Source organism: Companilactobacillus paralimentarius (assembly GCF_963227125.1).
Classification (GTDB): domain Bacteria; phylum Bacillota; class Bacilli; order Lactobacillales; family Lactobacillaceae; genus Companilactobacillus; species Companilactobacillus paralimentarius.
In genome coordinates this window covers 1,769,216-1,791,516 of sequence record NZ_OY724131.1, presented here as the reverse complement: position 1 = coordinate 1,791,516, position 22,301 = coordinate 1,769,216, and the positions used below count along the sequence as shown (strand labels likewise).

Annotated in this window: 24 protein-coding genes; 19 read left to right on the top strand and 5 right to left on the bottom strand. The window is 34.9% G+C overall.

What is annotated here, in order from left to right:
* Nucleotides 1–108: 108 nt before the first annotated feature.
* Nucleotides 109–966, bottom strand: coding sequence for a MurR/RpiR family transcriptional regulator (locus tag ACI6PB_RS08710; RefSeq protein ID WP_404277910.1), 858 nt, complete (start codon nucleotides 964–966; stop codon nucleotides 109–111).
* Nucleotides 967–1,105: 139 nt separating this feature from the next.
* Between ACI6PB_RS08710 and gnd the strand changes: the two genes are divergently transcribed.
* The 3 genes from gnd to ACI6PB_RS08695 all read left to right on the top strand — a co-directional run bounded on the left by gnd (nucleotide 1,106) and on the right by ACI6PB_RS08695 (nucleotide 4,995).
* Nucleotides 1,106–2,008 carry a phosphogluconate dehydrogenase (NAD(+)-dependent, decarboxylating) gene (gnd, locus tag ACI6PB_RS08705; protein ID WP_404327310.1) on the top strand — a complete coding sequence of 301 codons (903 nt, stop codon included), beginning with the start codon at nucleotides 1,106–1,108 and terminating at the stop codon, nucleotides 2,006–2,008.
* 28 nt (nucleotides 2,009–2,036) lie between these two features.
* Nucleotides 2,037–3,572 carry a gluconokinase gene (gene gntK / locus ACI6PB_RS08700; protein ID WP_404327309.1) on the top strand — a complete coding sequence of 512 codons (1,536 nt, stop codon included), beginning with the start codon at nucleotides 2,037–2,039 and terminating at the stop codon, nucleotides 3,570–3,572.
* Between the two features lie 70 nt (nucleotides 3,573–3,642).
* Nucleotides 3,643–4,995, top strand: coding sequence for a gluconate:H+ symporter (locus ACI6PB_RS08695; RefSeq protein WP_404327308.1), 1,353 nt, complete (start codon nucleotides 3,643–3,645; stop codon nucleotides 4,993–4,995).
* 56 nt (nucleotides 4,996–5,051) lie between these two features.
* Here ACI6PB_RS08695 and ACI6PB_RS08690 read toward each other — a convergent pair whose 3' ends face one another.
* Nucleotides 5,052–5,420, bottom strand: a complete 369-nt coding sequence (locus tag ACI6PB_RS08690; RefSeq protein ID WP_404327307.1) for a hypothetical protein — start codon at nucleotides 5,418–5,420, stop codon at nucleotides 5,052–5,054.
* 133 nt (nucleotides 5,421–5,553) lie between these two features.
* Between ACI6PB_RS08690 and ACI6PB_RS08685 the strand changes: the two genes are divergently transcribed.
* The 8 genes from ACI6PB_RS08685 (at nucleotide 5,554) to ACI6PB_RS08650 (ending at nucleotide 14,408) form a co-directional block, all read left to right on the top strand.
* Nucleotides 5,554–5,745 (top strand): helix-turn-helix transcriptional regulator, encoded by a 192-nt coding sequence (locus ACI6PB_RS08685; protein ID WP_309510811.1) that lies wholly within the window; start codon nucleotides 5,554–5,556, stop codon nucleotides 5,743–5,745.
* A 291-nt stretch (nucleotides 5,746–6,036) separates the two neighbouring features.
* Nucleotides 6,037–6,519, top strand: a complete 483-nt coding sequence (locus ACI6PB_RS08680; RefSeq protein WP_404327306.1) for a PTS glucose transporter subunit IIA — start codon at nucleotides 6,037–6,039, stop codon at nucleotides 6,517–6,519.
* A gap of 15 nt (nucleotides 6,520–6,534) precedes the next feature.
* The gene (locus ACI6PB_RS08675) at nucleotides 6,535–7,365 is read left to right on the top strand and encodes a PRD domain-containing protein (protein WP_309510813.1); all 831 of its coding nucleotides are present in this window, start codon (nucleotides 6,535–6,537) and stop codon (nucleotides 7,363–7,365) included.
* Nucleotides 7,366–7,467: 102 nt separating this feature from the next.
* A complete protein-coding gene (locus ACI6PB_RS08670; protein WP_404327305.1) occupies nucleotides 7,468–8,916 on the top strand; it encodes a PTS transporter subunit EIIC in 1,449 nt (482 codons plus the stop codon).
* Nucleotides 8,917–8,940: 24 nt separating this feature from the next.
* Nucleotides 8,941–10,395, top strand: coding sequence for a family 1 glycosylhydrolase (locus ACI6PB_RS08665; protein ID WP_404327304.1), 1,455 nt, complete (start codon nucleotides 8,941–8,943; stop codon nucleotides 10,393–10,395).
* Nucleotides 10,396–10,416: 21 nt separating this feature from the next.
* The gene (locus ACI6PB_RS08660) at nucleotides 10,417–11,898 is read left to right on the top strand and encodes a family 1 glycosylhydrolase (RefSeq protein ID WP_056955659.1); all 1,482 of its coding nucleotides are present in this window, start codon (nucleotides 10,417–10,419) and stop codon (nucleotides 11,896–11,898) included.
* A 124-nt stretch (nucleotides 11,899–12,022) separates the two neighbouring features.
* Nucleotides 12,023–13,450: a C69 family dipeptidase gene (locus tag ACI6PB_RS08655; RefSeq protein ID WP_025085974.1), complete on the top strand. Its 1,428-nt coding sequence runs from the start codon at nucleotides 12,023–12,025 to the stop codon at nucleotides 13,448–13,450.
* Nucleotides 13,451–13,628: 178 nt separating this feature from the next.
* Nucleotides 13,629–14,408, top strand: coding sequence for an alpha/beta fold hydrolase (locus tag ACI6PB_RS08650; RefSeq protein ID WP_404277889.1), 780 nt, complete (start codon nucleotides 13,629–13,631; stop codon nucleotides 14,406–14,408).
* Between the two features lie 277 nt (nucleotides 14,409–14,685).
* Here the strand turns inward: ACI6PB_RS08650 and ACI6PB_RS08645 are convergent, their stop codons facing one another.
* Nucleotides 14,686–15,120: an ACT domain-containing protein gene (locus ACI6PB_RS08645; RefSeq protein WP_025085971.1), complete on the bottom strand. Its 435-nt coding sequence runs from the start codon at nucleotides 15,118–15,120 to the stop codon at nucleotides 14,686–14,688.
* A gap of 142 nt (nucleotides 15,121–15,262) precedes the next feature.
* Between ACI6PB_RS08645 and ACI6PB_RS08640 the strand changes: the two genes are divergently transcribed.
* The 8 genes from ACI6PB_RS08640 (at nucleotide 15,263) to ACI6PB_RS08605 (ending at nucleotide 20,064) form a co-directional block, all read left to right on the top strand.
* Entirely contained in the window at nucleotides 15,263–15,955 is a 693-nt protein-coding gene (locus ACI6PB_RS08640; RefSeq protein WP_025085970.1) for an NAD(P)H-dependent oxidoreductase, read from the top strand.
* A gap of 2 nt (nucleotides 15,956–15,957) precedes the next feature.
* Nucleotides 15,958–16,140 carry a hypothetical protein gene (locus tag ACI6PB_RS08635; RefSeq protein WP_025085969.1) on the top strand — a complete coding sequence of 61 codons (183 nt, stop codon included), beginning with the start codon at nucleotides 15,958–15,960 and terminating at the stop codon, nucleotides 16,138–16,140.
* A 133-nt stretch (nucleotides 16,141–16,273) separates the two neighbouring features.
* Nucleotides 16,274–17,137, top strand: a complete 864-nt coding sequence (locus ACI6PB_RS08630; protein ID WP_404327303.1) for an SDR family oxidoreductase — start codon at nucleotides 16,274–16,276, stop codon at nucleotides 17,135–17,137.
* Nucleotides 17,138–17,256: 119 nt separating this feature from the next.
* Entirely contained in the window at nucleotides 17,257–17,880 is a 624-nt protein-coding gene (locus ACI6PB_RS08625) for a hypothetical protein (RefSeq protein WP_025085967.1), read from the top strand.
* A gap of 123 nt (nucleotides 17,881–18,003) precedes the next feature.
* Entirely contained in the window at nucleotides 18,004–18,279 is a 276-nt protein-coding gene (locus ACI6PB_RS08620; RefSeq protein ID WP_025086376.1) for a hypothetical protein, read from the top strand.
* 104 nt (nucleotides 18,280–18,383) lie between these two features.
* Nucleotides 18,384–18,836 carry a MarR family transcriptional regulator gene (locus ACI6PB_RS08615; protein WP_309510816.1) on the top strand — a complete coding sequence of 151 codons (453 nt, stop codon included), beginning with the start codon at nucleotides 18,384–18,386 and terminating at the stop codon, nucleotides 18,834–18,836.
* A complete protein-coding gene (locus ACI6PB_RS08610; RefSeq protein WP_319792496.1) occupies nucleotides 18,833–19,354 on the top strand; it encodes a GNAT family N-acetyltransferase in 522 nt (173 codons plus the stop codon). Before ACI6PB_RS08615 ends, ACI6PB_RS08610 begins: the two co-directional genes overlap by 4 nt.
* Nucleotides 19,351–20,064 carry a B3/4 domain-containing protein gene (locus tag ACI6PB_RS08605; protein WP_404277879.1) on the top strand — a complete coding sequence of 238 codons (714 nt, stop codon included), beginning with the start codon at nucleotides 19,351–19,353 and terminating at the stop codon, nucleotides 20,062–20,064. Before ACI6PB_RS08610 ends, ACI6PB_RS08605 begins: the two co-directional genes overlap by 4 nt.
* Nucleotides 20,065–20,111: 47 nt before the next feature.
* Here ACI6PB_RS08605 and ACI6PB_RS08600 read toward each other — a convergent pair whose 3' ends face one another.
* The gene (locus ACI6PB_RS08600; protein ID WP_404327973.1) at nucleotides 20,112–21,275 is read right to left on the bottom strand and encodes an MFS transporter; all 1,164 of its coding nucleotides are present in this window, start codon (nucleotides 21,273–21,275) and stop codon (nucleotides 20,112–20,114) included.
* Between the two features lie 138 nt (nucleotides 21,276–21,413).
* The gene (locus tag ACI6PB_RS08595) at nucleotides 21,414–22,187 is read right to left on the bottom strand and encodes an NrtR DNA-binding winged helix domain-containing protein (protein WP_309510819.1); all 774 of its coding nucleotides are present in this window, start codon (nucleotides 22,185–22,187) and stop codon (nucleotides 21,414–21,416) included.
* Nucleotides 22,188–22,301: the final 114 nt, after the last annotated feature.

Genomic DNA, 22,301 nt, shown 5'->3' with positions numbered 1-22,301 from the left:
TCGATTATAGTTCTTTCTTTTAAAAATGCAATAAAAAAAGGGATTAAAAAAAGAGAACATAAAAATAACCCTGATTTATCAGGGTTATTTGGCATATTTAAAATCTAATTATTTGTTCAAACGAGTACCGTTGATTGTTTCACGAATCTCTTTAAAGACATCAGTTGTTTGTTTGTCATCTCTCATGGCGGTTAAAACAAAGAGGGTGTCAATCAAAGAAATTTGAGCAATGATAGCATGCAAAGCTTCATCCTGATAGTTTGTTTCTTCAGAAATCGATAACAGAGTTAAATCGACAATTTTGGTTAAAGACGAATTGCCATAACTAGTTATTCCGATAGTTTTGATTTTCTTTTCGTGTAACTTCTGAGCTAACTTCAAAGCATCCTTATTCTCACCACTGTGTGAAATTATTACGGCACAGGTATCAGATCTTAAAGTAGTTGCCATCATTAATTGCATGTGAAAATCGTTAGCAAATAATGGAGTTTTATCTGATTTTAAGAATTTGTGGTAGCCATCTAAGGCCACGATAGCTGAAGCACCTAATCCGAAGAAAGCAATAGAGTTTTTACTGGCAATTATTTCGATAGCCATTTGTAATTGTTCTTGGGTCAGAGTATCAATCGTAGCATTCAAAGCTGACACGTTAGATGTGAAAACTTTTTTCGCCATTTCTTTAAGAGTATCGTCAGAATTGATCTCTTGAAAAAGGTTATTAGATTCTTTCTTGTCTGTTGTTGATGTGAGCAGATTAATTTTTAATTCTTGAAAACTGTTGAATCCCAATTTCTTTGCAAAACGGGAAATGGAAGAGATAGAAGAATTAGTTTTCTTAGCCAAGTCAGTAATGGTTAGAGCCGAACTGGTTTGGGGATTTTCTAAAAGATAATCAGCGATATCTTTTGAAGTTCCGGTTAAGTTGTCGTAGTAGGACTTGATCAACATATTAAAATTATTTTGCATAGGCTTTACCTCACAATAATAAGATAGCACAATTTGATTTATCTGAAAAGATTTTTCCACATAAAGGTTGATTTTTAAAAATAATTTTCATATACTATAGTCAATAAATGAAAGCGCTTTACAAAAGGAGACAATAAATATGAATTTAGCAATGATCGGTTTAGGAAAAATGGGAATCAACTTATGTGAGAACTTAATCAGAAATGACAATCGAGTAGTCGCTTTTGACTTAAACGAAGTGGCTAGACAAAAAGCTAGTGACATGGGTGCTCAAAGCGTTGCTAGTCTAGAGGAAGCTGTTTTGGCCTTGAAGAAACCCCGCATCATGTGGGTCATGTTACCAGCTGGTAAACCTACTAATGATACGATTGATAAATTAAGTCAACTTTTAGATAGTGAAGATATTGTGATCGATGGTGGTAATTCGTTTTATGAAGATTCACTTAGACATAATCAAATTTTAAAAGCTAAGGGAATTAAATTCTTCGACTGTGGAACATCTGGTGGTAAGAGTGGTGCTAATCAATATGGTAACTTCATGATTGGTGGCGATGACTATAAAGCTTTCCAATATATTGAACCAATCTTCAAAGGTATTGCGATGAAAGACGGTTATCTCTATACCGGTAAGGCTGGTAGTGGACATTATCTCAAGATGGTTCACAACGGTATTGAATACGGAATGATGGAAGCTATCGCCGAAGGATTCGATGTTTTGGAGCATAGTCAATTCGAATATGACAATGAAGCTGTTGCTAAAGTTTGGTCCAATGGTTCGGTTATTCGAGGCTGGTTGATGGAATTAGCTCAAGATGCCTTTTCTAAAGATAATAATTTGCAACATATTAAAGGAACAATGCATTCATCTGGTGAAGGTAAATGGACTCTAGATGAAGCCTTGAAATTACAAGTACCAACACCCGTTATCGGAATGTCACTGATGATGAGATATCGTTCTATGGAAGACGATACTTTCACTGGTAAAGTTGTTTCAGCTTTGCGTAATGAGTTTGGTGGACATGCAGTCGATAAGAATAAATAATTTTGAGTTTATGTAAGGAGTTTTAATTATGGAATACATGATTGGCGTTGATATTGGAACTACTAGTACAAAGAGTGTCCTCTATGATATGAAAGGAAAAGTCATTGCCCACGCTAACAGTGGTTACCAATTGTATCAAGATGTGCCTGACATGGCCGAAGAAGATCTGGAAGATATCTTTGATGCAGTGATTGAAGTACTGGGACAAGTAATTCGTAAAGGAAAAGTCAAAAAAGATGAATTAAAAGGAGTTTCCTTTTCATCAGCAATGCATAGTTTGATTTTAATGGATCAAGATGACCAACCTTTGACTCGTGCGATTACTTGGGCTGACAACCGAGCAGCTAAGTACAGTGAAGAGTTAAAAGCAAACGGCATTGGTGCAGAAATTTACGCCAAAACCGGAACGCCAATTCATCCTATGGCACCATTATCAAAAATATTATGGATCAAAAATGAGAAACCAGATTTATTTAAGAAAACTAAGAAATTTATTGACCTTAAAACATATGTTTTCTTCAGATTATTTGGAACTTATAAAATGGAATATTCTATCGCTTCTGCAACAGGAATGTTTAATATTTTCAAATTGAAGTGGGAGCCACAAGCCTTGGATCTCCTAGGTATTACTACAGATCAATTGCCAGAATTAGTTGAACCAACTGACACAATTACTGGTATTGACTCCAATTATGGTAAAGTTTTAGGAATTACAAAGGATGTACCATTCGTATTTGGCGCTAGTGATGGCGTGTTATCCAATCTTGGTGTTAATGCAATTGACCCTGGAGTAGTAGCAGTGACAATCGGAACTAGTGGAGCAGTCAGAGTAGTGGTCGACAAACCAGTGGTTGATCCTAATGGAAGATTGTTCTGTTACGCCTTAACTAAAGATAAGTGGGTTGTTGGTGGTCCAGTTAATAATGGCGGAATTGTTTTCCGTTGGGTCAAAGATCAACTCTTTGCTCCAGAAAAAATTACCGCTGAACAGATGCAAGTTTCAACCTATGACATTTTGACGCAGATTGCTGAAAAGATTCCCGCTGGTTCCGATGGATTACTATTCCATCCTTATCTTGGTGGTGAAAGAGCTCCAATTTGGGATGCTTACGCTAGAGGTTCATTCTTTGGTTTAACTAGAAAGCACACCAGAGCACATATGGTCAGAGCCGCGTTGGAAGGCATTGTTTACAATCTTTACATCGTTATGTTGACGATTGAAGGAGTTGCTGGAAAGCCAAAGAGTATTCAAGCTACTGGTGGGTTTGCCAGATCAGCTCTTTGGAGACAGATGTTGGCTGATATTTTTGAACAAGATGTTACGATTCCTGAAAGTTTTGAAAGTTCCTGTTTAGGGGCTGCGGTGTTAGGAATGTACGCTTTAGGATATATTGATGATCTATCAGCAGTAAAAGATATGGTCGGTGTAACTGATGTTCACAAACCAAATGAAGAGAATTTCCAAGTTTATCGCGAGTTGTTACCAATTTGGATCAGACTCTCAAGGGTCTTGGAACCAGAATATAAGAGTATTGCTGAATTTCAAAAGAAGCATGTGAAATAAAAAGGGTGCGTGTGAACGCACTTTTCTTAATAGATTTATCGTAAGCGGTATCAAAGAGGAGGAGATTAATATGGCTTTCTTAGTATTAATTTTAGGCGTAGCCTTATTACTATTTTTAATCATTAAGTTAAAACTAAATACCTTTGTTTCATTGATCATTACTTCTATTGCTGTTGGGATTGGATTAGGAATTCCAATGACTAAAATTGCCATAAGTATTCAAAACGGAATTGGAGGACAATTAGGTGAATTATCGATTGTCTTCGGTTTCGGTGCAATGCTAGGTCGACTGGTTGCTGATGCCGGTGGTGCCTATCGGATTTCACATACTTTAATTGAAAAATTTGGAAAAAAACGGCTACAGTTAGCTATTGTTTTGGCATCATTCATTATCGGAATTGCCTTGTTCTTTGAAGTAGGGATGGTTCTTTTGATTCCCATCGTTTTCGCTATAGCTGTTGAAGCTGGAGTTTCAATTCTTTATTTAGGAATACCTATGGCTGCTGCACTTTCTGTAACACACGGTTTCCTACCACCACATCCAGCACCTACTGCAATTAGTGCTGTTTTGAATGCTAATGCCGGTCACGTATTACTTTATGGAATAATTGTTGCTATACCAGCAGTTATCGTTGCTGGTCCAGTTTACACAAAATTTGCTAAAAAAATTGTACCAGATGCCTTTAATCGGAAAGGCAATCTGACCGCTTTAGGACCACAAAAGAAATTTAAATTGGAAGATACACCAGGATTTGGTATCAGTGTTTTGACATCACTGTTCCCAGTTATCTTGATGGCAATCACTACTGTTTATCAGTTGCTATTCAATGGTGGTTCCGTTCCAAAGAATCCAACGCTTTTGGATTCGATCATTGCCTTTATCGGAACGCCTGCTATTACCATGACAATTTCATTGTTAGTAGCAATGTGCACCATGGGGTGGGCCAGAAGATTTAAGACTCCGGAAATTATGAAAAGTTTGGAAGATGCTGTTAAATCAATCGCCATGTTACTACTAGTAATCGGTGGTGGCGGTGCTTTCAAACAAGTTTTGATCGATGGTGGAGTCGGTGATGCTGTTATGAAATTGTTCACTGGAGTTAATATTTCGCCATTGATATTAGGCTGGTTGATAGCCGTCGTTTTGAGAGTGGCATTGGGATCAGCAACCGTTGCTTCATTAACTGCTGCCGGATTAGTTTTACCATTGATGACTTCAGCCGGAGTAAATCCTGCTTTGATGGTGTTGGCCGTTGGAGCTGGTTCATTAGCCGCATCTCACGTTAATGATGCAGGTTTTTGGATGTTTAAAGAGTATTTCGATTTAACAGTGAAAGAAACTTTGTTAACTTGGACTGTTTTGGAAAGTTTGATTTCCGTTGTCGGTATCATTTGTGTTATGATTTTGAGCTTGTTTGTTTAAATGAAATGTAAAAAAATCTGAGACTCACGGTTGCATAGATTGAGTCCCAGATTTTTTCATTTGTGTTGGAGTTTCTTATAAAGTACTCCTTCAGGAAGTGAAGTAACAATTAAAGTAAGTAAAACCGGATAAATAATGAAATAAAATATATGAGGTAAAAGAGGGTATATATTTTGCTGTATTATGACTGCCATGAGAATCGCTACTTCAAGTATGTAAATTCCTGATATTTTAAACTTTTTATGGATAGAACCCTCTTCGGGAACTGAAATAATAATCAAAATAATTAAGACTGAGCAAACTACATAATAGGGTGTAGAGGATAAAATGGTATATTTACTTTGCTCTACGATAATGTCGATTAAAATCATTACTGCAAATAGGTACATTCCTTGTGATAGGTAATGTATTATCTTTTTCATCATACGGTGTTCTCCTTTCATCTCTTAAAGTGACTCCTGTACTCATCTTTTATTATGAAATCGTTTTCTTTATAATTAAAGAAAGGAGTTCTTTCGAAAGAGTTCCTTTCTAATCTTAGTTAGGGAAGGAAAAATTATGGGGATGTCTGAGAAATTGAAATATCAGAGAAAAAAGAATGGATTGTCACAAGGGGATGTTGCTAAGAAATTGAATATTACTAGACAAGCAATATCGCAATGGGAGAGGGGAGAAAGCCGTCCCGATTTAGAAAATTTGCATTTAATATCAGGTATTTATCATGTTGATTTATCTTATTTTTTTGGTTAAGTATATAGAAGAAATGGATTAATTCTTGATATTAGGAAGGATAAATAGTTCTACATTTAATAGTATAAATATCTTTTGTTTCATAAAAATAAAAATCCCACTTGTATTTTGCAACCGTTTGCATTAGTATAAATAACAGATGAAGGATCATTACTCCTCGGGAGGTGTCACCTTCTAAAGAAAGTGCGTGTTTTATGCATAACTTTAGAAGCACACGCTTTCGAGGATTTTTTATTGTCACAATCGACTTAATAAAAAATTTTAACAAGTTTTTTTACTAGGAGGGACAATATGTTAAATATTTTTAAAAAGAGAGTTAAAGAAGTAGATTTGGTCGCTCCCGTTAATGGAAAGACCGTTGATTTAAAGGAAGTACCTGATAAGGTATTTGCATCAGGAATGATGGGTGATGGGGTTGCTTTTAGATATACTACTAATACAGTCTGCGCCCCATGTGATGGAAAAATTACGACAATACCAAATACATTACATGCTTTTGGTATAACGGCAGAAAATGATGCAGAGATCTTAGTACATATTGGAATTGATACGGTTAACCTTAAAGGAAACGGATTTAGTAAGTTGGTTAATGAAGGCGATAAAGTAAAAGCTGGTGATCCGATTATTAAACTTGATCGTTCTTTGATAGAATCGAAAGGATACGATCTAATTACTCCAGTGTTAATCACGAATAGTAAGGATTATTCCATTGATATTAAGAATAATGGGGATGTAAACGCTGGTAGATCAGTTATTGCTTCTGTAAATAAATAGGGACGGGGCGTAAACATGAAAGCAATCAAAAAGATTAATAATAATATTGCGGTTTGTTTAGATGCCGATAATCATCAGCTTATTGCTGTTGGTAAGGGATTAGGATTTCCTAAGATGCCATATGAGATCACCGACTTAAAGAAAATTCAACGAACTTTTTATAATGTTGATTCAATGTACGTTGATATGGCTAGTGAAATACCGTCGGATATTCTTAGCATAGCCGCTGAGATTGTGGATTTGTTTAGGCTTAAAGTTCCTACACCAATTACTTCAAATCTGGTATTTACATTAGCCGATCATATTAAATTTGCGATTGAACGTCGAAAAAAAGGTATGGTCTTCACGGCTCCCATGCAGTATGATATTGAGAATTTATATACTGATGAATTTGAAATGGGTAAAAAGGCTCTTATCATCATAAACAATAAATTACATGCTAATTTACCAAGTGAAGAAGCTAGTAATTTGGCCATTCATTTTATTAATGCACGGAATATGTCGACGAAACCTAATGGAAATGAAGGAGAAAGTGATTTGATTTCTGATATCACTGATATTATTTCGGGATATTTTGAAATTTATATAGATAAGCATAGTTTTAGTTATTCTAGATTTGTGACACATATGCAATATTTGTTAAAACGACAGACAGAGGGTATTTCAATACATTCAGGTAATAAAATAATGTATGAAGATATGGTCAACAATTACCCTAAAACAGAGGATTGTGTCAAAAAAATATCCAAGTATCTTGCCGAACAGCGAGGAATCAACTTGGAGGACGAAGAAAAATTTTATTTAATGTTACACGTTAATAGACTTTGCTCACGCGAGGGATTGTAACCTAACGGGCATTACCCTTCAGCAAAGGATTAACAGATCTATTTAGATTTGTTGTCTTTTGTTGAAGGTTTTTTTAATGAAATTATTAGGGAGATTTTGAAAATGGCAAAAAAAATTAAATATAGTGATATTGCCGATAATGTAGTTGATCTTCTAGGTGGTAAAGACAATATCGTATTCTTCACACATTGTGTAACACGTTTACGTTTCAATGTTAAGGACAAGGCAAGTGTTAAAAAAGACGAAATTGAAAAATTGGACAAAGTTGTAGGTACGCAATGGTCTGGTGAGCAATTTCAAATTATTATAGGACAGGATGTTGGAACGGCTTATAACGAGGTTCGTCAATCAACAGGTTTAACTGGTGATGGAGAAGTCCCAGCTGATGATATTCCTAAGAAAAAATTTAGTTTTATGACAGTAATGGATTATATTGCGGGAAGTATTACTCCATTGATTCCTTTGTTAATCGGTGGTGGTATGTTCAAAGTTCTACTATTGATTTTTCAAATAACGGGTGTTCTTACAACTAAGAGTCCAAGTTATGTTGTATTGAATTTCATCGGCGATGCCGCATTTTATTTCTTACCCGTATTTGTTGGAGCAACGGCTGCTAAGAAATTTGGTACTAATCAAGGATTAGGTATGCTGATTGGAGCAATGCTTATTGATCCTAATTTTGTGAGTGCTGTATCTTCAGGAAAATCATTATCTCTAATTGGAATTCCTGTATTTAGTGGTTCTTATGGGAATATGATTTTTCCAAGTATTTTAGCAATCTGGATTATGTCTTACGTGGAAAAAGCTTTCACACGTTGGACACCTGATTCATTGAAGTCATTGGTTGTTCCATTTGGAACATTGTTGATAATGGCTCCTTTGACATTATGGCTATTGGCACCAGCAGGTTCTTTCATTGGTAATTATTTGATTAAATTTATTCTTTGGTTCTATCAGACAACTGGATTCCTAGGTGTAGCAGTACTTTCTGCTGCATTCCCTTGGATTGTTATGACAGGAATGCATTCGGCATTTATGCCTTATTTGGTTCAAGCATTTGCCTCAGTTGGAAATGATCCTTTAATACTTGTTGCTAATTTTGTAAGTAATTTGGACCAAGGTGCAGCTGCCTTGGCTGTTGGAGTTAAGACACATCACAATGAAAAATTACGTTCTACTGCATTTACTTGTGGTATTACAGCAATTGTCGCTGGAGTAACTGAACCGGCTATGTACGGTATTAACTTTAAATATATGAAACCAATGATTGGTGCTATGATTGGAAGTTTCTTTGGTGCTGGCTTTGCAGGATTCATGGGTGTTAAAGCTTTTGCATTAGCAGGTAGCGCTGGACTATTTGGAACACCAGTATTTATTGGGAACAGTATTATGACCTTAGTATGGGCCTTATTAGGCATGTTAATTGGAATGATTATTTCATTTATCGCAACATTAATCCTGTATAAAGAAGAAGGACCAGAGGTTTCGGATCAAAAAGATTCTAATAAGAAGGCTGTAGAAGCAACAGTCAGTGATGCTGTAACTGCTTAATAATTCAACAATGGAGGACTTCTCATGAGTAAATTTCCAAATAATTTTTTCTGGGGTGGTGCGACAGCCGCTAATCAATTTGAGGGTGGTTATAAAGAAGGAGGTAAGGGATTATCAATTCCTGATACCTTAACTCTTGGAACGAAAGATACCGATCGTGAATATCACTATCCAATTGATGAATCCAAATATACTTATCCTTCACATAAGGCTTCTGATTTTTATCATCACTATAAAGAAGATATAAAGTTATTAGCCGAGGCGGGATTAAATATGTATCGTATGTCTATCCAGTGGTCAAGGATTTTTCCGAATGGTGATGAGGATAAACCTAATCCAGAAGGAATTGCTTTTTATCGGAATGTATTTGAAGAATTAAAGAAATACAATATCGAGCCGTTGGTGGCAATTTCTCATTATGAATTGCCATTAGGATTAGCTGAAAAATATGACGGATGGGCTAATAGAAAGTTAATAGATCTTTATGTCCATTATGCCAATACATTATTTACAGAGTATAAAGGATTAGTTCGTTATTGGTTAACATTTAATGAAATCAATTCTCTATCAATGCCATCCGGAGGATTTCCAGTGGGTGGAATAAAGTCTATTGCAGGTGGTCACGGAATGACTACTCAAATTGAAGAAACGTCTGTACAAATGAGTACACGTTTTACTGCTTTACATAATCAATTCATCGCTAGTGCCAGAACTGTAAATTTAGCTCACGCGATTGATCCTGAAAATAAAGTTGGATGTATGATTGCCGGAATGACCTCATATCCATTAACACCCAAACCCGAAGATATGTTGGCATGGCAAGAAAAAATTCAACAAGGACTTTTCTTCTGTCCAGATGTTCAAGGTAATGGTGAATACCCGTACTATATGAATCGATTCTTTAGAGAAAATGGTATTGTCATTTCTAAGGAAAAAGGTGACGACGAAGTATTAAAGAATGGAACCGTTGATTTTGTGACATTTAGTTATTACGCTACTGGGTGTGTACAAGCTAAAGAAGAAAAGAAGTCGAATGGAGCCATTAATGCTTTTGGAACGCCGAATCCATACTTAAAGAAATCACAGTGGGGCTGGAATATTGATCCAGTGGGATTGAGATTTTATTTGAATGAATTCTATCGTAGATATAAAAAGCCAATTATGATTACAGAAAATGGATTGGGTGCGGAAGATAAGCTAGAAAATGGTAAGATACACGATCCATATCGAATCGAATATATGCGTCAACATGTAGAGGCAATGTCAGAAGCCATTAAAGATGGGGTAAACTTAATCGGATATATGCCTTGGGGAATAATTGATTTAACTGCTGCTTCAACAGGTCAAATGAGTAAGAGATATGGAATTGTCTATGTGGATGCTGATGATCAGGGAAGAGGGACTTTTGATCGATATAGAAAGGATTCTTTTTACTGGTATCAACAGGTAATAAATAGTAATGGAGCTAATTTAGAATAATTTTATTTGAAGGAGAATAGTATGTCATTTAAGAAAGATTTCTTGTGGGGTGGCGCAACGGCTGCTAATCAATTTGAAGGTGGATACAATGAAGATGGAAAGGGATTAAGTACTGCTGACGTTATGACTGCAGGTACTTATGAAACTCCTCGTCATATTACATGGCGTAATCCTGATACGGGTGAAACTGGATTTTCAGAATTAAAATTTGGTGGTGGAAAGTTTGTTCCTGAAGGTGCCCAGGCAGCTGTTTTAGATGGTGAATATTATCCTAGCCATGTAGCATCTGACTTTTATCATCACTATAAAGAAGATATTAAATTGATAGCCGATATGGGTTATAAAACTTATCGTATGTCAATTAATTGGTCAAGAATTTTTCCAAATGGGGACGATGAAACTCCAAATGAAAAAGGCTTAGAATTCTACGATCATGTTTTTGATGAATTGAATAAATATCATATTGAACCTCTAGTAACGTTGTCTCACTATGAGACTCCTTTGAATTTAGCTAATAAATATAATGGCTGGGCAAGTAGAAAATTAATTGATTTCTTTGTTAAGTATGCTAAGACCGTTTTTGAAAGGTATAATGGTAAAGTTAAATATTGGTTAACATTTAATGAAATAAATTGTATGGATATGATGCCTTTTGTTGCAGGCGGACTTCTTGATGGAAGTGTTCAAAATCGTGCACAGGGTGCGCACAATCAATTTGTTGCTTCCGCTTTGGCAGTAAAACTGGGCCATGAAATTAATCCTGATTATAAGATTGGTCAAATGTTAGCTTATGGACAAATTTATCCATATACGGCTGATCCTGCTGACCAATTTAAGGCCTTGAAACAAATGGATGATACTTTGTTCTATTCGGATGTTCAAACTGGTGGTCATTATCCAGCATCACGTATTAAATATTATGAACGAGAAGGCGTGAAATTAGACGATAAACCTGAAGACTATGAGTTGTTAGCTAAATATTCAGCTGATTTCTTAAGCTTTTCTTGTTATACGTCAAATGTGGTTACTACACATGAAGATGTGGGACAGGATGCCGGTAATCTACAGATTGGTGTTAAAAATCCTTATTTGAAGACATCGGATTGGGGTTGGGCTACTGATCCATATGTACTTAGAATGGCCTTGAATACACTTTACGATCGTTATCGTAAACCATTATGGATTGTTGAAAATGGTTTGGGAGCCGTTGATGAAATTTCAGAAGACGGCAAGATTCATGATCCATATAGAATTGAATATCTTCGTGAAAATATAGCCTCTATGAGAGATGCAGTTACAATTGATGGTGTTGATTTGATGGGTTATACAAGTTGGGGATGTATTGATTTGGTTTCTGCAGGAACTGGTGAAATGAAGAAACGTTATGGTTATATTTATGTAGATCGCAATAACGATGGCAGTGGTTCATTGAAGAGAATTCCTAAGGACTCCTTCTATTGGTATAAGAATGTTATTGAAACTAATGGTGAAAGTTTAGATTAGATTATTGGATTAAAGACTACTTTTGAAATAGAAAGTGGTCTTTTTATTATAATTTTTCTAATAACTCCTCTAGATTAAACCAAACTTTAATCCTATACTGGTTTTATATAAGGGAGGGAACGAAATGAAAAATCCAAGTTCCGATTGTACTGAAATTCTAGTTGGTAAAGCCGCTAGTATGGATGGTTCCACTATAGTTGCTCGTAATGAAGACGGCTATGGCCCAATTAATCCGATCAAATTTGTTGCACATGCTGCTAAAGATCAAGAAGATGCATTTTATATTTCTAAGACGACAGGTGTAAAAGTTCCGCTACCTAATCATGCTTATCGTTATACAGCAACCCCACAAGCTGATCAAAGTGATGGTCAATATGAAGAAGCTGGTATCAATGAATTGAATGTTGGTATGAGTTCAACTGAAACAACTGCTACTAATGCCCGTGTTTTGGGTTACGATCCATTAGTTCATGATGGTGTTGATGAAGAAGCTATGCTAACTTTGGTATTGCCTTATGTAAAGACGGCTAAAGAGGGTGTTCTTCGTTTAGGGGAATTACTTGAAGAATATGGTACTGGAGAATCAAATAGTATTGCCTTCAATGATAAAAATGAAGTTTGGCTTTTAGAAACAGCAGGTGGACATCACTGGGCTGCTATGCGTTTGCCAGATGATGCTTATGCTATTGTTCCTAACCAAACTGTTATGGAAGAGGTTGACGTTAGCGACCCCGAAAACTATTTGATTGCGACTGACCTAATTGATTTTGTTGAAAAGCATCACTTGAATCCAAATCCTGATCACTTTAACTTCCGTGAAATTTTTGGAACACAAAGTGAAGCTGATGCCTATTACAACACTCCACGTACATGGTATGGTCAAAAATTATTTAATCCTGAAATTGAACAAGAACCTACATCTCAAAAGATGCCTATGGTTAGAAAACCAAGTAAGAAGATTGCAATTGAAGATGTAGAATACTTCTTGTCATCACACTATAACGGTACTAAGTATGATCCATTCGGTACCTTTGCTTCTGGTACAGCAAACGAACAACGTCAATTCCGTTCTATTGCAATGGATCGTAATCAAGCATCATCAATACTTCAAATTAGAAATGATGTTGATGATAATCATGCCGCTATCCAATGGTTGGCATTAGGATTCTTTGCATATAGTCCATACGTTCCATTCTATACAAATATTACAGATACTCCTGAAGACTATAAGAATACGACAAATGAAGTCTCAGTTGACAATATGTATTGGTTAGAAAAAACTTTGTCCGTTATGATCGAACCTCATTACCATGAATATTCGGATATGGTTCACGCATATTTGGACGCTTGCCAATCATACGCTCGCCAAAGAATTGAAGTTACTGATGAAGTAATTGATGGTTTTAACAATGATGTCTCACAATTCTTGACTTCAAGCAATATGAAGACAGCCGCTGAAGTAACAAAACGTACACATCAGTTATTCAATGATTTGGTTAAAAAAGGTTTGATGTTATCCAAGACAACTTGGGAAAAGGGTCAAAACTTATAGTATTTATAGATTGATAAATAAAAGCTAATCTTATTAGAGATTGGCTTTTTTTATTGACTAAAGCCAGATTTGATTTAGAATTTGATAATAAATCAAATTGGTGATATTCATGAAAAAAAGAAATTTATTAATAACTCTGTGTATAATTATTTTCGGTCTTATAACGATAACATCGTGTTTGCAACAAGAAGTTTCTGCTGCCACAAATAATCAAAGTCAGAAGCGCCAGATACCAACGTTATTCTTTCATGGTTTTGGTGGTACAGTTCATTCAATGGATTATTTAATTGATCAATCTCAGGCTGATGGCTTTGCTACAAGAACTTTGACTATTTTTGTTTCACCTAAAGGAAAGTTAAGCTTTGATGGAAGATGGCCTAAATCAGCTAAGAATCCTGAAATTCAAATTTTATTTGGTAATAATCATGAATCTGATTATCATCAGACTGCTAAGTGGATTAATTCAATAGTGAAGATGTTACATCGTAAGTATGGCGTTACAAGATTTAATGCAGTGGCTCATTCTTGGGGTAATAACGCCGTTATGTATTATCTTGAAAAGTATAGTGATAACAAGGATCAACCTCAAATAGATTCACTAGTTAATATTGCAGCACCAATGCAAGTTTTAAATCATAATATTTATCGTCGCAACGATTGGCGTTATTCACCACAATTAACTAAGGATTTTAGATCTTATATGGCTCCTGATTCAGTGATTCATAAATTGCATATTCGTGAATTGAATATTATGGGACAATTATCAATGAAAGATCATTTTGATAAGGCAGTCCCTGTATCCTCTGCTAAATCTCTAAAGAAAGTTTTCAAAGGCCCACATCAAACATATGAGGCACGTCTTTTCACTGGTCATAGGGCCGAACACAGTGCTCTGACAAGACGAAATCCACGTGTGCTGCATGATATTGAAAGTTTTCTTTGGGAAAGAAATAAGTAATTAAATTTACATAACAAATTCATTAATTCGTCACATTTCTTTTGTAAAGTTCTTGTTATCGAAACTTAATTAGAAATGATAGGTGACAGGATGAATTTCTTAATAATGGTAGTAATTTTTATAGCAGGATTGTGTTTAATAATGTCAGGCAGTCATATGAAAAGTAATGTTATCTCTAAATTATTTTACTTCATTGGCACATTTAGTGTTTTGTTGGCAATGTACATTGCTTGGCCAAAATAAAAAGCATGTTCAATGCGTGAACATGCTTTTTGATTTATTCAATTGAAATTAATTGTACGTTGTTAACGAAATTCGATTGTTTTAATTTATCAAGAAGATTGTCAATCGTGCCATTCAGATGACTAATATCCAAAGAAATTACAACGGTAGCAATATTATGGATTGGAATGTTTTGATTAATAGTCAAAATGCTTGCATTAGATTCGGAAATATCCACTAAAACCTTAGATAGGATTCCCTGTTCATGATGTAACATCATTGAAATAACGGCTTTACGATCGGTCATTTCCTCATCAGGTAAAAAAACTAAGTCCTTATATTTGTAGTAAGTGCCACGACTGATTCCAACTTCTTTCACAGCTTCACTGACATTATGAACTTTTCTAGTCTCAAGCAAGTTGCGCGCTTTAATTACTCTATCGAAGGATTCAGGAAGAATAGAACTGTCGACAATATAGTATTTTTCCATTGCTAAGCTCCTTAATTGTACTTCATATCCCTTAAATTATATCATTTCATTAAATTCATTTTAGCAAAGTTTCAAAAATAAGTTGTTGAACTGTATAAGTCCGCTAATTTTTGCTATTCTAAAGTTGATTGGAGATGTTAATTTGAAAACGTTAATAATTGTTTCTCATCCGGAAATAAATAACTCGCAAACACAGCAATTCTTGATGCAAGGAGCAAAGTTATTTGATGTTACATGGCATCATGTTGAAGGATTGAAAAAAATTGATGTCGATAATGAACAGAAATTGTTAAGAGCTGCCGACAGAATTATTTTTCAATTTCCGCTTTATTGGTATGCTGCCCCTGCGGGCTTAAAAGATTGGGAAGATAAAGTTTTGACTCGTAATTTTATTTATGGTGATGGTAATGACAATTTACGTGATAAAGAATTTGGAATCGTTGTTAGTACCGGTATGCCACTTAAAGAATTTAGACGAGGTGGAACTGAAAATATTACAATTGATCAAATCATGGCACCACTGCGTGCTATCGCTGACCGTGCTAAAATGGAAAACTTGCCAGTTTTCGTTATTTCGCAATTTCAATATCTAAAAGAAGAACAACAAATGCAGACGTTGATTGATTACCAACGTTACCTGACTCAGAAGTATCCTGATACGTTAGATAATCGTCAGGAATGGTTTGAACAGGAGTTTGCTGATCGATTGAAGACCCTCGATGAAACGAACTGTACAGAGTGCGAAACAATTTTGAATACATTTATTCAGCAAAAGGAAGACTTAAGTCAATTGAAGAGCACCATTAGTTTGATCAAGCAAGGGGAGGACGAATAATCGTGGCAGAAGATACTGGGGTTTGGTTGAGTAAAGAACTCTCCAAATTAGCAGATAAACAGAAGGCTTATGAAAATCGTGCTTTTTTAACGGCCATGAAAAAGGTTGTTGAAGAACAAAATGATCGTATGAAATTATTACAAGGTGAAGTAGATGGTCGTCTATGGAATCATGAACAGTGGTAAAAATTAGCGTCTAATAGGATTTGTCATACATATTCACGTGTGTGACGAGTTTATTGGATGCTTTTTTTAATTTTATATTTGTTATCTTGTTATTCATATAGTAACATGTAGTAGAAAGTTGAAGGTGATAGAGATGAAATATATTATAACTGGTGCTACAGGTCATTTAGGTAATCATATTTTTAATGAATTAATCAAGTTGGTTCCTAGTTCTTCAATAACAGCCGGGGTTCATACGATTTCTAAAGCTGATAGGCTAAGCCAAGCAGGTGCGAAAGTTGTTAGTATCGACTTCTTTAATGAGGATAGTTTGATTAAGGCTTTTCAAGATAAAGATGTTTTAATTTATGTTCCAAGTAAGAGTCATGATAGCTACAGTCGAATAATGGAATTAGAAAATGTTTTGCAAGCAGCTAAAGGGGCCTCAGTTGGTCATATTTTGGCAATGGGCTTTATTGCTGATCAAGTTAACAATCCATTTGATTTGTCAGCATTCTATGGATATTTGCCAAGAAGATTAGCTGAATCGCAAATTCCTTATACGATTATTAGAAACGGACTTTATGCAGATCCATTAGTTCCATATTTACCAGAGTTAATTGAACGTCATAACGTTATCTATCCTATGAAAGATCAAGCTTTGTCCTTTATTAGTTTAGATGATAGTTCTAAAGCTTTCGCAAAAGTTGCTGCTACGAAGTCTTTACTGAAGGATGGCCGTATCTATACTTTGACGCAATCAAGAAATTATACGATGCCACAATTAGCCAAAGTATTGTCCGAAGTTGCGAATAGTGAAATAGGTTATCAACCAGTAAGTTTGGATGAATTTGGAGCTATGTATAATGAAGGTAACGAGGGTCACATGTTGTCTTCAATGTATAAAGCTGGTGGTATGGGGCTTCTTGATGAGGTTAGTTCTGACTACGAAGAAATAATGGGACATCCTGCTGCTGATTTGAAGAAATTTTTACAAACAAATTATCAAAATAACTAAAAAATATTCTTATTTTAAATAAAATTTTGTCACTTGGCATGGAATTGTTGTAACATAATCAACATACTGTGAGGAGTGATAGTATCAAAAATTCAATACAAACGAGGATAATCGGACTAATAAGTGGTCTGATTCTGAATGCTTTTGGTAATGGTTTGTGTATAACTGCCGATATGGGAAGTGGATTATGGACAGCTGCTGCCGTTAATTTAAATAAATGGTTTGCTTGGAATACTGGATTAATTTTATTTGCTTTTGGTGTCATTAATGCGATAACTAATCAATTTTTAATTAAAAAATTTGATGGCAAGAGACTAGTTGGGCAAATTTTGTATGTTCTGTTTTTCAGTTATTTTGTTAATATTTTTACTGATTTACTAAATTATGTAGGAGTTCCTAACTTGCCGATTGTTGTTAGAACAATCTTATCTTGTTTAGGAGTTGTTTGTTTCTGCGTTGCCATTTCGCTATATCAGAGAGCTAATATTGTAATGCACCCTAATGATGATACAACAAATATTCTTAGATTTTTCTACTTAAATGGTAATTCGACAAAGGCACAGATTATTGATTTTCTACCACCAATTATCATTATTTTGATTGCTGCGGTTGGTATTCATAATGTCTATTCAGTTAATATTGGGACATTGTTCTCATTTATCTTTAATGGTATTTTGATTGCTTCGGCTGACAAGTTCATTTGGCCACAATTGAAACATAATTTTAAAACACAAACTGATTAATATTTTCGTTTTGACTGAATTTTTTTACTATAAGTCGTATAATGGAAATACAAGATATAGAAAACGCTTACACGGGCGATATCTTGCGAGAGATTTTAATAATTAATTAGGTGGTGCGTATTGATGAAACTAAATGACAATACAGAGGCAAAGAGAATTTTATCGGAGCTATATACCGATATTAATAATAATAAAGAAATCGATAAAAATGACTATAGTAAAGATTTTGTTTTGAAAACATATAATTTGTTGGATAAAAATTATTCAGAAACATATTTATTTGGTCGTTTGCGAGATGATCGTCAAGTTCAAAGCGTTTTGAAACATATGGATAATGGTTCAGAATATCAAGAAAGTATTGATCAGCTTTCTCGTAATTTAGGTTACGCGGTCAACTAAATAAAAAAATGGCAACGAGGGGTTGCCATTTTTTATGCTTAAATTTTAGTTGCAAATGCAACAAAATGGCTGTACAATACTTCTATTGAAAGCGAGGGAGTTTGGTGGTAGAAATTTTGCGTTCAATTGGTGTAATTGCACGTTCTTTAGATTCAATCAGTAATATTGAATTTAAAGATTATGACTTAACTAAAGGACAGTATTTATATTTAGTAAGAATTTATGAAAATCCCGGCATTATTCAGGAAAAATTAGCCGGAATGATCAAGGTAGACAAGACAACGGCTGCTAGGGCTATTAAAAAACTAGAAAAAAATAATTTTATTTTTAGAAAACAATCAACTGATAATAAAAAAGAGAAAAAATTATACGTAACCGATAAGGGTAAAAAAATATATCCAATCATTTATCGAGAAGATATTTACTCAAATCAAATGGCTTTAAAGGGTTTAGATGCCGCCGAACAGAAGCAAATTCTAAAGTTGTTGAAGAAGGTTGAAGATAATGTGGCAGCCGATTGGGAATATGTTAAGAAGGGTAATAAGAGAGAATATTGAAAATTAGACAGTGCAATGTAAATGACCTAAAAGTTCTTCAGGATTTAAGCAGAGAGACTTACACGGCCACTTTCGGTCAGGATAATACAGAAGAGAATTTGAATGCTTATTTGGAAGAAGCATACAATACTGAACAGCTTACTTCTGAATTAACGAATCAAGATTCAAAATTTTACTTCATTTACCAAGACGAACAATTAGCAGGTTATCTGAAACTCAATATTTTAACGGCTCAATCAGAAAAAATGCCAGATAATTATATGGAAGTTGAGCGAGTTTACTTTAAAACGGCTTATCAACATTTAGGATTAGGAACTAAAGTGTTTAATTTTGCCGAAGAACGAGCAAAAGAATTATCTAAAGATAATATATGGTTAGGTGTTTGGGAATTCAATTATCCAGCCCAAAAGTTTTATCAAAAGATGGGCTTCGAAAGATTCAGCGAACATAAATTTATAATGGGAGATTCAGTGCAAACTGATTTCTTAATGAAAAAGAATTTGAGGGTAGAAAAATGACAAAAGTAGTTATTGATCAAAAGTTTTGGGATTTATTTCCAGATGCACAAATTAGTACTTTGGCAATTCATCAAATAAATAATCACGTTGATGAGAAAGATGATCCATACTTTGCTAAATTGTTGAATGATAGCGCCGAAGAATCAAAGAAATTTATCAATGATGAAGTTTTCCGTGAGAGTGAAGTAGTGGATCAGTGGCGTCAAGCCTTTCGCGAATTCAAGACTAAAAAGGGTGCACGTTGTTCAATTGAAGCCTTGTTGAAACGGGTAAGCCAAGGGAGAACCTTTTCGCCGATTAATCCGCTAGTCGATATTTATAACAGTGTTTCTTTGAAATATGCGGTACCTTGTGGTGGTGAAAACCTAAATGCTATGGCAGGCGATTTACATCTTGGAGAAGCTCAAGGTGGCGAAGGGTTTAAACCATTAGGTGCTGATGAAGACGCTCCGGCTTTACCAGGTGAAATTATTTATTATGATAATGACGGTGCAATTTGTCGATGCTTAAATTGGCGTGAGGCTCAAAGAACAATGTTAACTGAAGAAACAACAGATTCAGTTTTGGTTATTGAAGCCATTAATCAAGAACAGGCTCAAAGAGCTAACGAAGCAATTAAAGAGTTAAAGCAATTGATTGAAGATTATTTCCATGTAGATGGAAAAATAGAGATTTTGACAAAAGACAATTCGGAAACAGATGAATTGTAATTCAAATTAAAAAATTCACTCCAATTCATGGGGTGAATTTTTTTAACTTAATTTTCTATTTGAATATTTTTTTGATCATTATCGACCATTCCGAAGACTAATATAAGAATACCGATAATTAGTGAACCGACGAAATAGGAAAAGATAGTTGAAATATTTAAATTAATACTTAATGAGAAGCCAATTAAGTAAGGCCCGATAGTAGCGCCAATACGTCCAATTGATTGAGTGAATCCAATACCGACGCCACGAATGTTCATAGGATATTGAGTTGGTGTCAAAGCAATCAGAATTCCCCAGGCTCCTAGAGTGAAGAAGGAAAGTAGACAACTACTGAATACAACCATAAAGACATTTTGCGCGGTTCCAAATAGGAAAGATCCGATAATGGTCCCAACTAAATAGATTCCCAAAACTTTTTTACGGCTCAATTTACCCATTAGATAGGCTGCTAGAAAGTAACCAGGCAATTGAGCAAAACTCATTATTAATGTATAACCAAAACTGTGAACGACTGAGAATCCTCGTTTGATCAGTACACTTGGTAACCAAAGGAACATACCATAGTAGGTGAACATAATGATAAACCACAACAAACTTAAACAAACAGTGGCACGACGATATTTTTTAGACCAGATTTGATTTAGAGCAATCCGCAGGTTTAGGCGTTTATTTTTAATATTAGTTTGTTCTGGTAAATGGCGACGAATTACCAAAGTATATAGAGCCATAATGGATGTGGCGATAACTGTAAATCGCCAACCATATAGTGGCATGAAAAGAAAGGCTAGAAGGGAAGCCAAGATCCAACCGATCGCCCAAAAACTATCAACTAGAATCAACATTTTGGAACGTCTGTGACCAGAGAAGGAATCGGCAATGATAGTTGTGGTAACGGGTAATTCTCCACCTAGACCAATTCCCGTAATGAAACGAACAAACATGAATTGTTCAACGTTAGTCGTTAATGCTAAGACTAAATTACTAACAGAAAAAATTAAGAGCGTAATAACAATAATATTTTTTTTACCAAATTTGTCGGCTAAGTAGCCAAATAATATGGCACCAAACATCATACCAACAGTAGTAATAGAACTGACTAATCCAATTTGATTGTCATTCAAAAACCATTCTTTTTTGATCAATGGCATGATAAAAGATAATAAAGCTACATCGGCGGCGTCAAAAAGCCAAGCAGTTCCGATGACCATTAAGAGCTTTAGACCACTTTTTTCATTTGCTTGTGTGTCCAAGATAGTAAATACCTCCTAAATTTATAAAAAAAATAAATAATATTATTAAAGGTAAAATTTACCTTTAATAATGCAAAACAAAGACTATCATTAGTCTTATTTAGGGTCAAGCGTTTCACGTAACTTGTATAATTTGGCCGGACGACCACTCTTGCCGTGCTCAGTTCCAGCTTCAATAAAGAGATGTGAGTGTGTTTTACGAAAGTTAGAATTATCAATGGTTTGATAGGGCTGCTTCCAAAATGTGGAGTAGACTTCACGTGCTTCTTTGAGAGTGAAATCATCACCTAAAATCAAAAGGATTGTGGGTAAATAATTCAAACGATTCGTGATTCTTTGAAAAGCGTTACGTAAAATTAAAGCATGATCGGCACTCAAATGCTTGTTATCATTGTATTTTGCTAAATGTTCGTAGAAATCTTTAACCGATATTTTTTCACTTAATGTTTTGAAAGTTAAGTTATGATGTTCCAATAAGAAACAGTCTTGATCGTAATTAACATTGAACCATGCGACCTCTTTAGCACCATAACCAGCTGTTAGATCGGGCATATAAGGTAAGTAAGTCATGTAACTTAGGGCAATTTCGCGGTTTTGATCTGTACGTTTAACATTACTGAAGGTGGCTAATTGTTCAGTATAAAAGTTAGGTAATTGAATACCAATTTTTTCATTGATCAATCTTAATGAGGCTTCCTCAGCATCTTCATTAGTACGTAGCATCGTTGTAGGTAACCCCCATTTGTCAATATTGGGCCCCAGAGAATTTTTAACTAGAAGAATCAACACTTTACTTTTGTTAGTATCGAAACTCCAGATGATATTAACGACGCTGATTTTTAATCGGTCGTCAGTTGTTGTATCTGTCATACTATTGACTCCATTCTAGATATGCCCTCATTATAATTTACTTGTTGTACAGTTCCAACGTTTTGACGTGTATATTCTTGTTTATTTATCCAAAAAAATATATAACGTACGCAG

Coding starts and splice junctions, on each gene's coding strand:
- ACI6PB_RS08670 (WP_404327305.1), top strand. CDS start 7,468: ATGGCAAAAAAAATTAAATATAGTGATATTGCCGATAATGTAGTTGAT.
- ACI6PB_RS08685 (WP_309510811.1), top strand. CDS start 5,554: ATGGGGATGTCTGAGAAATTGAAATATCAGAGAAAAAAGAATGGATTG.
- ACI6PB_RS08665 (WP_404327304.1), top strand. CDS start 8,941: ATGAGTAAATTTCCAAATAATTTTTTCTGGGGTGGTGCGACAGCCGCT.
- ACI6PB_RS08595 (WP_309510819.1), bottom strand. CDS start 22,187: ATGACAGATACAACAACTGACGACCGATTAAAAATCAGCGTCGTTAAT.
- ACI6PB_RS08600 (WP_404327973.1), bottom strand. CDS start 21,275: ATGGTCATCGGAACTGCTTGGCTTTTTGACGCCGCCGATGTAGCTTTA.
- ACI6PB_RS08675 (WP_309510813.1), top strand. CDS start 6,535: ATGAAAGCAATCAAAAAGATTAATAATAATATTGCGGTTTGTTTAGAT.
- ACI6PB_RS08645 (WP_025085971.1), bottom strand. CDS start 15,120: ATGGAAAAATACTATATTGTCGACAGTTCTATTCTTCCTGAATCCTTC.
- ACI6PB_RS08605 (WP_404277879.1), top strand. CDS start 19,351: ATGACAAAAGTAGTTATTGATCAAAAGTTTTGGGATTTATTTCCAGAT.
- ACI6PB_RS08620 (WP_025086376.1), top strand. CDS start 18,004: ATGAAACTAAATGACAATACAGAGGCAAAGAGAATTTTATCGGAGCTA.
- ACI6PB_RS08690 (WP_404327307.1), bottom strand. CDS start 5,420: ATGATGAAAAAGATAATACATTACCTATCACAAGGAATGTACCTATTT.
- gntK (WP_404327309.1), top strand. CDS start 2,037: ATGGAATACATGATTGGCGTTGATATTGGAACTACTAGTACAAAGAGT.
- ACI6PB_RS08695 (WP_404327308.1), top strand. CDS start 3,643: ATGGCTTTCTTAGTATTAATTTTAGGCGTAGCCTTATTACTATTTTTA.
- gnd (WP_404327310.1), top strand. CDS start 1,106: ATGAATTTAGCAATGATCGGTTTAGGAAAAATGGGAATCAACTTATGT.
- ACI6PB_RS08680 (WP_404327306.1), top strand. CDS start 6,037: ATGTTAAATATTTTTAAAAAGAGAGTTAAAGAAGTAGATTTGGTCGCT.
- ACI6PB_RS08660 (WP_056955659.1), top strand. CDS start 10,417: ATGTCATTTAAGAAAGATTTCTTGTGGGGTGGCGCAACGGCTGCTAAT.
- ACI6PB_RS08710 (WP_404277910.1), bottom strand. CDS start 966: ATGCAAAATAATTTTAATATGTTGATCAAGTCCTACTACGACAACTTA.
- ACI6PB_RS08655 (WP_025085974.1), top strand. CDS start 12,023: ATGAAAAATCCAAGTTCCGATTGTACTGAAATTCTAGTTGGTAAAGCC.
- ACI6PB_RS08630 (WP_404327303.1), top strand. CDS start 16,274: ATGAAATATATTATAACTGGTGCTACAGGTCATTTAGGTAATCATATT.